This window comes from Collinsella aerofaciens (genome assembly GCF_039836695.1).
GTDB lineage: Bacteria > Actinomycetota > Coriobacteriia > Coriobacteriales > Coriobacteriaceae > Collinsella > Collinsella aerofaciens_BD.
The window spans coordinates 1-11,302 of sequence record NZ_JBDPAC010000036.1 but is presented as its reverse complement, the minus strand read 5'-3'; the positions used below and the strand labels follow the sequence as shown (position 1 = coordinate 11,302).

General features: G+C 58.0%; 8 protein-coding genes. 3 read left to right on the top strand and 5 right to left on the bottom strand.

The window, feature by feature from the left end; genetic code table 11:
• Nucleotides 1–275: DeoR/GlpR family DNA-binding transcription regulator (locus ABG996_RS10420; RefSeq protein ID WP_488350344.1), on the top strand; the 275-nt coding region annotated here is incomplete at its 5' end.
• 548 nt (nucleotides 276–823) lie between these two features.
• Here ABG996_RS10420 and lacG (ABG996_RS10415) read toward each other — a convergent pair.
• Together lacG (ABG996_RS10415) and ABG996_RS10410 are read right to left on the bottom strand one after the other, a co-directional pair.
• A complete protein-coding gene (lacG, locus tag ABG996_RS10415) occupies nucleotides 824–2,245 on the bottom strand; it encodes a 6-phospho-beta-galactosidase (protein WP_197032106.1) in 1,422 nt (473 codons plus the stop codon).
• Nucleotides 2,246–2,320: 75 nt separating this feature from the next.
• On the bottom strand, nucleotides 2,321–4,099 hold the full coding sequence (locus ABG996_RS10410) for a PTS lactose transporter subunit IIBC (RefSeq protein WP_347479672.1): 1,779 nt from the start codon (nucleotides 4,097–4,099) through the stop codon (nucleotides 2,321–2,323).
• Nucleotides 4,100–4,383: 284 nt separating this feature from the next.
• Between ABG996_RS10410 and ABG996_RS10405 the strand changes: the two genes are divergently transcribed.
• Nucleotides 4,384–5,385 carry a LacI family DNA-binding transcriptional regulator gene (locus ABG996_RS10405; RefSeq protein ID WP_347484092.1) on the top strand — a complete coding sequence of 334 codons (1,002 nt, stop codon included), beginning with the start codon at nucleotides 4,384–4,386 and terminating at the stop codon, nucleotides 5,383–5,385.
• 413 nt (nucleotides 5,386–5,798) lie between these two features.
• Here the strand turns inward: ABG996_RS10405 and ABG996_RS10400 are convergent, their stop codons facing one another.
• Both ABG996_RS10400 and lacG (ABG996_RS10395) read right to left on the bottom strand, forming a co-directional pair.
• Complete coding sequence (locus ABG996_RS10400; RefSeq protein WP_022094682.1) at nucleotides 5,799–7,559, bottom strand: PTS lactose transporter subunit IIBC; 1,761 nt, start codon at nucleotides 7,557–7,559, stop codon at nucleotides 5,799–5,801.
• A gap of 176 nt (nucleotides 7,560–7,735) precedes the next feature.
• Entirely contained in the window at nucleotides 7,736–9,178 is a 1,443-nt protein-coding gene (gene lacG, locus ABG996_RS10395; protein WP_347479674.1) for a 6-phospho-beta-galactosidase, read from the bottom strand.
• Between the two features lie 350 nt (nucleotides 9,179–9,528).
• On the opposite strand from lacG (ABG996_RS10395), the gene ABG996_RS10390 reads away from it, so the two are divergent.
• Nucleotides 9,529–10,557 carry a LacI family DNA-binding transcriptional regulator gene (locus ABG996_RS10390; RefSeq protein WP_347479675.1) on the top strand — a complete coding sequence of 343 codons (1,029 nt, stop codon included), beginning with the start codon at nucleotides 9,529–9,531 and terminating at the stop codon, nucleotides 10,555–10,557.
• 276 nt (nucleotides 10,558–10,833) lie between these two features.
• Here the strand turns inward: ABG996_RS10390 and ABG996_RS10385 are convergent.
• Nucleotides 10,834–11,302 (bottom strand): family 1 glycosylhydrolase (locus ABG996_RS10385; protein ID WP_347500987.1); only part of this gene is annotated, 469 nt, incomplete at its 5' end.

The window sequence follows — 11,302 nt, the reverse complement described above, 5'->3', positions numbered from 1 at the left end:
CCCTGCGTGCGTTGGGCATCGACGCGGCGTTTATCGGCGCCAACGGCATTCTGGATGGCGATGTGTCTACGTCCAATATGGACGAGGGCCGTATCCAGCAGCTCGCCTTTAGCAAGGCAGACTCGCGCTACTTGATCGCCGATTCAAGCAAGATCGGCAAGCGCGACTTCTACACCTTCTGCCGCCTGGACAGCTTGGACGCCGTGGTGTGCGAGCCGGGCATCGCCGCCGAGGATCGTGTCGCCATCGAGGAACATACGCGGGTCATCTGCTAGCTAATGCTACAGACGATACTTCTGCCCCCTGCCGGCGCGGGGGTACCGCTTTACAATGACGCGTAAAAATTTGCGCGCCATTTTACGTGTCAACGTGACGCGATTTGACGCGCAAATAGGAATTCATGGGCGCTCGGAAGATCGACGGAGTTCGTGAACCTGCAACTTGGTTGGGTAGCGTACGAAGTCCTCCAGCGGGACCGAATATGTTTTCGGTATCATATCGGTATCAAATGATACCGAAAGTATGTTCGTGATACCGAAAACTAGAAACCATGCTTTATAACTGCTTGGAAAGTTCGGATTTGACTATCTTATTGTCTCGATCTGTAACAGTTAGACGGTTAAAAGTGGGCTACGTGTTACAGATTGAGATATTTCTGCTCGGGCGTTCTGTTTGTCTCGATCTGTAACAGCTAGGGCCGAAATACTCGACTAGATGTTACAGATCGAGACGAATGATCCGCTCGGGCCCACCAAAACAAAAAAGCCGCATGCGAACCCGTGGAGGGATTCGCATGCGGCCGACAGGGGATACGCGGCTGAAGTTAGGCCATGAGCAGGCCGGTCTCCGCGACGTTCTTGTACCAGTACGCGCTTGCCTTGGGATAGCGCTTCTGGGTCTCGAAGTCGATGTAGAACAGGCCATAGCGCTTGTTATAGCCGTTGGTCCAGGAGAACTGGTCCTGCAGCGACCACACGAAGTAACCGTCGACGTTCACGCCGCCGTCGATTGCCTTGAGGATCCATGCGAGATGCTGACGCATGTAGTCGATGCGAGGGGCGTCGTCGATAAAGCCGTCCTCGAAGTCGTCCTTATAGCCCATGCCGTTCTCGGTGATGTAGATCTTCTTGTAGTTGGGGTAATCGTTCTTAATGCGCAGCAGCAGGTCGTACAGGCCCTCGGGATAGATGATCCAGTCCCAATCGGTGGTGGGTACGCCTTCGCGCACGCATGACTCGCCCACGCCCTTGAGGAACCAGCGCGAGGAGCCCTTGTCGCCGGTGCCATTGTGGTTGATGTCGTTTTCGCCCTCGGCGGCACGCAGGAACTGGCACTTGTAGGTATTGACGCCCAAGCAATCGTTGTAAGGGAGCGCGGCGGTCAGCGCGGCGATGTCCTCGTCGCGGACGTCGAGCTCGCCGCCGGCGATATGGGCCAGCTTGGTCGCGGCCTCCATGGTGTCGGCTGCATAGTGGCCGCGGAAGGTGGCGTCGAGTACCCAGCGGTTGTTGATGACGTCGGCCATACGAGCCGCCTCGCAGTCGGCAGCGCTGTTGGGATCGAGGGGATACTTGGGCTCCAGGTTCTGGACAATGCCGATCTCGCCCTCAAAGCCGCCCTCATGGAAGGCGACGACAGCCTTGGCGTGGGCCACCATCATGTTGTGCATGAGCTGGAAGGCCTTGTCCAGGCGGTACTTCTCGCCGTGCGGCCAGTTGCCGACGATAAAGCTGCCCTCGGCGGTTGCGGGAATCTCGTTAAAGGTAAACCAGTGCTTGACCTCGGTGAACTCGGCAAAGCAGAACTTGGCGTACTCGACAAAGGCGTCGATCGTCGTGCGCGTCAGGAAACCCTCGCCGCCGTTCTGGTAAAAGGCCTCGGGCGTATCAAAGTGATCGAGCGTGACGTAGGGGATAACGCCAGCTTTGTTGCAGGTGGCGAAAAGCTCGTGATAGAAAGCGACACCCTCGGGGTTAATCTCGCCGGTGCCACTGGGGAAGATGCGGCTCCAAGCGATGGAGACGCGAATGCCGTTAATGCCGAAGCGCTGGCACAAGTCGATATCGACCGGATATTTGTTGTAGAAGTCGCTTGCGGGGTCGGGGGAGAAGCGACCCTGAGCAGCCAGGAAATCGTCCCAGGGCACTTTGCCCTTGCCGTGCGTGCGGGTCTCACCCTCAACCTGGTAAGCGGCGGTGGCGCCGCCAAACACAAAGCCGTCGGGGAACTGCATGGGGTTGGTCATGAGTCATCCTTTCTGTGGGATACGAATAGGGAGAGGTGCCCGAACTGGGGATCCGGGCACCAACAGAGGAAGGAACTAGTCGAGGTTCTCGCGGAGCCACTTGATGGCGCCAGCGGGGTCGCGAGTAAGGTCGATATATTCCTTACCGCGCGGGGCGAGCAGCTTAATGCCCAGGCGATCGGTGTCGGCCTTCATGTCGTTGTAGTAGCTACGAACCTGCGGGGCGAGCACGATGACGTCGTACTGATCCATGATGGCAGTGTGCTGGCCATAAGCACCGGCAGAGGAAGCGATGTTCTCTCCGGTCTGTGCGGCACCTTCCTTGATGGCGTTGGCAAGCATGGCAGAGGTGCCGGCGCCGGCGCACAGGACGAGGACCTTCAGGCCATCGACATCCTTCTTGGCGGATGCATCGGCAGCGGGCTCGGGCTGATCGGCGACAGGCTTGCTGTCGGCGGCGGCAACGGTCGTCTCGACGGAAGCGGTGGCCTGCTCGACAGCGGGCGTAGAGGCGTTGGCGGCGACGGAAGCGGCACCATCGGACTCGAGACCCAGCTCGGCGGCGCGCTCGGCCTCCTGGTCGCAGAGCAGCTTATCGTATGCCTTCAAGAACGGCAGGTAGATGATGGCGTCCAGCAAGATGACGATCGCGACAAACACCAGGGCGATAAGCTGGAAGTTCGTGGTGATGAAGATGCCGATGGGGGCAGGGGTAGCCCAAGGCACCACGAAGGAGAAGCCGTTCATGCCCACGTTATCGATAAAGAACTTGGCAACACTCACGTTGACGCAGCCGGCGGCAACAAAGGGGATGAGCATGTAGGGGTTAAGGATCATCGGCGCGCCAAAGAGCAGCGGCTCGTTGACAGCAAAGGCAACAGGAACAATCGAGGCCTTACCGACGGCTTTGAGCTGCTTGGACTTCATAAAGAGAATCAGCAGAAGCGGCACGATGAACGTGGCGCCGGTGCCGCCGAACTCACCCACGAGCGACATGTTAAAGGTGAGGGAGTGGGCGGGGTGGCCGCCTGCCAGCAGAACCTGCAGGTTCTCGGCCTGGTTGGCAAGACGGATGGGGTCGATGCCCGGCTGGACGATCGAGGGGCCGTGGACGCCGATGAACCAGAAGAACGCGGTGGCTGCCTGGATAAGGATAAGGCCAGGATAGGTTTCTGCAGCGGTAAAGAGCGGGGAAAGCAGTTTAATAAGCAGCTCAGAGAACGGAACACCCATGAGGTTGCGCACGACGATATCGATGATGCCGCAGATGATGACAGCGCCACCGAAGGGGATGATGTCACGGAAGTTCTGAGCGATGGCGCCCGGGACCTCCTTGGGCAGCTTAATGGTCAGATCGCGCGAGACGCAGAATTTATAGACCCACACCGTAATGAACGCGGCGATATAGGCCGAGAACAGACCGCGCGTGCCCATGCTGGTGCAATCGAAGACCGAAAGCTCGGAGCCGTCGAGCTTGGTGGTGAACTGCGTAACAGCGAGCAGCAGCATGCTGCACTGGGCGGCAACCATGGTGGAGCCGTCGTTGAGCACTTTGCCGGCGGGCATGCGACGGTTCATGGAAGCCGTAAAGTTCTTGGCAGTGGTGCCGGCGACCATGATGCCCATGACGCCCATGGTGAAGTTGTACAGCTTGTTGCACCAGTCGATGAGCGGCTGGGGCAGCGTGATGCCAACTACGCCAGGAAGGGTGGCAATCAGCAGGAAGATCGAAGAGGTGAGGACGATGGGCATGCACCCAAGGAATCCGTCCTTAATGGCCTGGAGGTAGACGTTCCTCGAGATCTTCTCAAAGAACGGTTGATGCTTTTCGAGCATCTTTACGATGGCGTCCATAGAGCTCCTTTGCTGCTCGATGCGCGATGCATGTGGATGGAACTGGTCGTCGATGGATGGTCAGGACTGCCCGGAAACCTTCCTGTATAAGGAAGGCATTGCGAAATGACAACGTTGTCATTTCGTTAATGACAACGTAAGACATTTTTGGAAGAGCAACAAGGATATACGGGTGAGCGGTCGATATTGTCCGGTAAACGGTTGATTTATCAGTCAGGCAGGTAGTGTATGCTAGAACGCAAAAAACAAGCGATGCAAAACCGACTAGAGAAGTAGTGGCAACGATGGACAAGAAAAATGTCTCAATGAATGATGTGGCAGTTGCCGCGGGCGTTTCTCTCAAGACGGTGTCGCGCGTGATCAACGAGCCCGATAGCGTGCGAGAGTCGACACGCGATAAGGTCCATTCGGCAATGGAGGCGCTCGGGTTTCGAGCCAACTTTGCCGCGCGTTCACTCAAGTTGGGCCGTTACGGGTGCATCGGCGTGGTGATGTTCCACTTGTCGGGCGGCGCTGTGGACATGATTGACGGTATCGCCGATGCCGCCGAAGAACGCGGCTTCGCGCTCACGATGATTAAGAAGCGCGCGGGGGAGAAGATGACCCTTGCCGAAGCGGCGCGCAGGATGTCGCAGCTGCCTGTTGATGGCATGATCTTCAACCTGCGTCAGATGGTCGATGACTTTGATACCTTTGAGGCACCGAAGGACCTCAAGACGGTGATTATCACGCCGATGGAGCATCCTACCTGCTCTACCGTTAGTGACGATCAAGAGGGTGGTGCGCGCATGGCGTGCGAGTACTTCTTAAATCGCGGGCACAAGAACGTATACTTCGTCTCTGGTAAGAAAGAGTCGCTGTCGAGCCAGTGTCGTATGAAAGGTTGGCGTGCGGCACTCGAGGCACGTGGCATTGAGCCGCCCGAGCCTCTGCAAGGCGATTGGAATGCGGATAGTGGCTATGCCGCGGGCCTTGTGCTTGCCGATAAACCCGATTGCACGGCGGTCCTCGCTGCTAACGACTGCATGGCAAACGGCGTGATGGTGGCTCTACGTGACAAAGGGCTCAGTGTGCCCGACGACGTGTCCGTGATCGGCTTCGACGATGAGCTCTACAAGACGATTCCCAACTCGATTCTGACGTCGGTGAAGTTTCGCCACCGCGAGCTGGGCATCCGTGCGCTTAACGAGGTCGTCGCAGGTCTGGAAGCCCCGAGCTCCAGAAGCCGTACGCTCGTCTCGGGCGTGTTGGTCGAGCGTTCCAGCGTGAAAGACCTGCGGGCGTAGACGTGCTCGGCCTGCTCGTCTAAATCTGTAACAGGTGGGACCCGAAAACTCGACTAGGTGTTATAGATTGAGATTTTGTCTACCCAGCCATCATCTTTGTCTCGATCTGTAACAGTTAGGAGTGAAATGACCAGCCAGGTGTTACAGATCTAGATTGATTGGATTGACCCATCTGTTTGTCTCGATCTGTAACATCTAAGCGGTCAAAAGCGGTCTACATGTTACAGATTGAGATTTTTGGCTTGGCCTGTGCGTTCACCTCGATCTGTAACAGCTGGGACCCAAAAACTCGGCTAGATGTTACAGATTAAGATGAACAGGAGGACGGGTGCGGTCTAAACAAAATGGCCCGCGCATCACGCATCGATGCACGGGCCATTTTTTTTCTGCGAGCGGCAGGTGGCGTCAGCGTCTTATGCCTCGAGGTTTTCCTCGATCCAGGCGACGGCACCCTTGGGATCCTTAGTGAGGTCGATGTACTGTTTGCCCTTGGGCGACAGCAGCGTGATGCCCAGGCGGTCGGTGTCGGCCTTCATCTCGTTGTAATAGGTGCGAACCTGCGGAGCCAGGACGATGACGTTGTACTGGTCCATGATGGCGTAGTGGCTGCCGTAGGCACCGGCGTTGGCGGTAATGTCGATGCCCAGCTCGTCGGCGCCTTCCTTAAGCGCGTTGGCGAGCAGTGCAGAGGTGCCGGCGCCAGCGCACAGAACCAGAACCCTCAGATCCTTGCCCTTAAGGGCGGACGGAGCTGCGGAGGCCTCAGTGGCAGAAGCGGTCTCGACAACAGGAGCCTCAACGGCGGGGGCGGCAGCGGTCTTGACGGCCTTGGTCTCCTCGGCCTCTTCTTCGGCCAGGGTCTCGGCCTCCTGCTTGCACAGGACGTTGTCGTAGGCCTTGCAGAACGGGTAGTAGATTAAGAAGTCAACGACCAGCAGGACGACAACCAGGACCAGAGAGATCGGCTGGAAGTTGGTGTCGATGAAGGTGCCGATCGGTCCGGGGAGTGCCCACGGCATGGCATAGATAAAGCCGTTCATGCCCAAAAAGTCGATGAAGAACTTACCAATGAGGACGTTGGCCACGGGGGCAAACAGGAACGGGATCAGGAAGTACGGGTTGAGGATGATGGGCGCGGCGAACAGCAGCGGTTCGTTGACGGCGAACATCACGGGTACGACAGAGGCTTTGCCGACGGCCTTGAGCTGCTTGGAGCGCATAAAGAGCAGGAAGATGATCGGGACAATGAACGTGGCGCCGGTGCCGCCGAGTTCGCCGATGTAGTTACCGAAGTTCTCGGTCAGGGCGAGGGCGGGGTGACCGCCGGCCTGCAGCGTGGCGAGGTTGGTGGTGATGTTGCCAAACAGCGCGGCGTTGAGGGCAGGCTTAACGACCGAGGGGCCGTGGATGCCCATGAACCAGAACAGCGGGATCATGAACCAGATGAGGGCGAGGCCGGCGTAGGAATCGGCAGCGGCGAACAGCGGGCTCACCAGCGTGGAGATGACGTTGGCAAACGGGACGGCCAAGCAGGTGCGGCAGATAACGTCGATGACGGCGACAAACAGGATGGAGAAGCTGAAGGCGAAGATGTCGCGGAAGTTCTGGGCGATGGCGCCGGGGACTTCTTTGGGCAGCTTGATGGTGATGTCTCGCTTAATGCAGAAGGCATAGATGTTGACCGTGGCAAATGCGGCGACAAAGGAGCTCAGTAGGCCCTTGGTGCCCATGTTGTCGGTAAAGAACACCGAGACATCGGCGCCGTCGATCTTGGCACTCGTCTGGGTAACGGCCAAGATGAGCATAGCGCACATGGCGGCGACCATGGTGCTCGTGGCGTTGATGGCCTTGCCGGCAGGCATGCGGCGGTTCTTGGAGCCGGTCAGCGCGCTTGCGGTGGTGCCGGCGACCATGATGCCCACGACGCCCATCGTGAAGTTGTAAACCTTGTTGCAGAAGTTCACGACGTCGACGTTCCACCAGTCGGGCAGCGTAAAGCCGCCGACCGTGGCGACAACGCCCGGCAGGGTTGAAATAAGCAGGAAGACAGAAGAAGACAGGATGATGGGCATTGCTGCCAAAAAGCCGTCTTTAATGGCCTGAAGGTAGATGTTCTTAGAGACCTTGTCGAAGTACGGCTGACCTTTCTCCAAGAACTTAACGATCGATTCCATAGTTCACGCTCCTCTTTGCATGAAATCTTAATGGCATGGACATTGAAAACCTATATGGTCTCCCGCTTGCTAAAAGCCCGGGTGCAGGCGGGGTCGGTCCCAGGGGGAGAGAGGGGAGCGGCTGGGTTTGTATCGCATAGGGCCGCTCCCTTCTCGGGAGAAAGCGAGGCGATGCGCTACTGCGCGTCCGCCATGGTGTCGGCGAGCTCCTTGTACCAGAGTGCCGACTGCTTGATGTAGCGTTTTTGCGTGTCGAAGTCGATGTAGAACAGGCCGTAGCGCTTGTTATAGCCATTGGCCCACGAGAACTGGTCCTGCAGGCTCCAGATAAAGTAGCCCTGGACGTCGACGCCCTCGGCGCGCGCCTGGAGCACCTTCTCCATGTGCTGGTCGACAAAGTCGATGCGCTCGGGATCGGCGACGATGCCGTTTGCGTCGGGCTCGGGGTCCTTGTGGCCCAGGCCGTTTTCGGTGATATAGATGACGGGGAGGTTGGGATAGGTGGCGCTGATGCGCTTGAGCGTGTCGTAGAGGCCTTGCGGGTAGATGAGCCAATCCCAGTCGGTGGTGGGGATACCCGGCATATCGACCTGCTGCCCGACGCCCTTAAACTTAAAGCACGAGGTGCCCTTGTCTCCGGTGCCGTTAAAGCTGTTGGTGGACTCGCCATCGTAGGCGGCGATAAACGCCGACTGATAGTAGTTGAGGCCGAACATATCGTTGCGGGGCGCCGCCTTGGCGAGCTCCTCCATGTCGCTGTCCTCAACCGTAAGTGTGGCGTTGTTGGCACGCAGAATCTCGTTGATGAGTGAGAGGGTGCGCGCGGAGTAGTGACCCAGGAAGGCGCCGTCCATGATGAAGTCGGTGTAGAAGGCGTTGTACAGGTCGGCGGCGTGCTGGTCGGCGGGCGAGTCGGTGGCAGGATATGCCGGCGTCAGGACGTTGACCATGCCAATGCGTCCGCCCAGGTGCTCGGTCTCGTCAAGATCCTTATACAGGTTGACGGCGCGGGCGTGGGCAACGAGCTCGTTGTGCTGGCTCTGGATGCCGCTCGTCACATCAAAGTGATGGTTGGGCGGGAAGTTGCCTTGGATGTATTGGGAGTGCGAGAGGCTGATGAGCTCGTTGATGGTGAACCAATTCTTGACCTCGCGGAACTCGCGGAAGCAGAACTCGGCATAGCGCACATAGGCGTCGACGGTCTTGCGGTTGAGCCAGTCGCCCTGGTTGAACAGGGCGGCGGGGGAGTCAAAGTGATGCAGGGACACATAGGGCTCGACGCCATACTTTTTGCAGCAGGCGAACAGCTCGTGGTAGTGCTTAACGCCCTCGGCGAGGGGCTCGGCATCGTCGCCGTTGGGGAAGATGCGGGTCCAGGCGATGGACACACGGATGGCGTTGAGTCCATGCTCGGCAGAAAGGCGGATATCCTCCTCGTAGCGGTTGTAGAAATCACTGGCCGGGTCGGGCAAAAAGCGACCCTGGGCGACAAGGTAATCGTCCCACATGGTCTTACCCTTGCCTGCCACCTTCGTGGAACCTTCCGTTTGGTACGCGGCGGTTGCGGCGCCCCAAACAAAGCCCTTCGGCAGCTGCTGTACGCGGTTTAGCAAAGACATATGTATACACCCTCTCGTCTCACTGTTCGATATTGTGCGTTTGCGCTCATGAGGCTCCCTGGTTAGCGTTCAGCGGTGAAAAAGCCCGATAAACACTATCTTAAAATGATTAGAACCAAAATAAGCACGTGAACATTTGACAATGAGCACGTTAACATCCGGCTGGGATGTATAGAAACAAAACAACTTCAAACAGCCGCGAACGGTTGTATTTGTTCGGTAAGCGGTTTTGATTGACAGAAGTTTTCATGTTGTGGTATATGGCTCGGGTATCATGAGCACGTTATCAATGTATGTACGATGCGCCATGGGCGCGGGGAATAGTTGGGAAGCAGGTTAGCGTGGAAGGCATGGCTCAGCAGACAAGGAATGGTCGTTCGGCGAGCGCGGCAGAGGTTGCGGCGCTCGCTGGCGTGAGCCGCCAGACTGTGTCTCGCGTGGTCAACGGTATGCCCAACGTGACGGAAAAGACGCGCAAGCGTGTGCTGGCCGCCATGGAAGAGCTGGGCTTTCGTCCCAATTTTGCTGGAGCGGCGTTGCGCGGCGGATCGTATCGTTCTATTGGCCTGTGCATGTACAACATCACACGTGTCGGTAACCTGGCGACGCTCGAGGGTATCATGCAAGCGGCGCGCGAGCACGATTTTGCCATCACGATGATCGAGATGGGCGGCGACAAGCCCTATACACTTGCCGATGCCTCGCGCCGCATGGTCGAGCGACCCGTCGACGGCATGATTCTCAACATGAACCGCATGGCTCCCGATTTTGAGGAGTTTGTTCCCCAGCCGGGAGTGCGAACGGTCATCCTGTCCATGTATGCGCATCCGCGCTGCACGACGATCGACTCCGACCAGTATGGTTCGTGCGAGCTGTTGACCAATTATCTGCTGGAACATGGTCACTCGAATATGCGGTTTGTGGCGGGTCCGGAAAGCTCGATTTCCTCGCGTTTTCGTGAGGCCGGTTGGCGCGATACGCTGGGTCGTGCTCATGTCGATGCCGCTCCGATGCTGCGTGGCGATTGGAGTGCGGACAGTGGGTACGCCATGGGCGAGCGGATTGCCGCCGAGGTGCTTGCCGGCGGGTCGCAGGCGCCGACTGCCGTGCTTGCGGCAAATGACCAGATGGCGCTGGGTGTTATCGCCGCGCTCGAGAACGCGGGCCTGTCCGTGCCCGACGACGTGAGCGTGGTTGGTATCGACGACGCACTCGAGGGACTTGTTCCTCACAATCGGCTGACGACGCTGCGATTTGATTTGCGCGGTGTCGGTAAGCTTGCGTTTGAGGCGGCGGTTGGAGAGAGCTCGTCTATCGAGGCGATTCATGTGCCGAGTACGCTGGTCGAACGCTCGACTGTTAGGGACATACGGGGTTAGGTCCTACTCCGTTTGTCTCGATCTGTAACAGGTAGACGGTCAAAAGCGGGCTACGTGTTACAGATTTAGATTCTTCGGAAAGAGCAATCCTGTTCATCTCAATCTGTAACAGTTAGGACCGAAAAACTCGGCTAGATGTTACAGATCGAGACAAACGGCTTCCGACCTGCACAAAAAGGCCGGGGGCGGCGCGCCGTGTGACGTGCCGCCCCCGGCTGAGAAATGGGGACAGGTTATGTGAGCGGGGCAATTCCGCCAACCGCTCGTCGCAAGCCGCTAGTCCAGACGACGGGTCTGCGCCACGTGCTTATACCAGTATGCGCTTGCCTTGGGCGTGCGCTTCTGGGTTTCAAAGTCAACGTAGAAGAAGCCGTAACGCTTGTTGTAGCCATTGGTCCAGGAGAACTGATCCTGCAGACTCCACAGGAAGTAGCCGCCTACGTTGACGCCAACCTCCATGGCCTTGAGCAACCAGCGCAGGTGCTGCTCAATGTAGTCGATGCGCGGCTGGTCGTCCACAAAACCGTCCTTGTAGGGGTCCTTGTAGCCCATGCCGTTCTCGGTGATGAAGATCTGCTTGTAGTTGGGGTAGCGCTGCTTAATGTAGACGAGCAGGTCGAACAGACCCTCGGGATAGATGATCCAGTCCCAGTCGGTGGTGGGGATGCCAGGCTTGTTCACATGCTCGCCAATACCCTTAACGCGCCAGCGGCCGGTGCCCTTCTCGCCCGTACCGTTGTGGTGC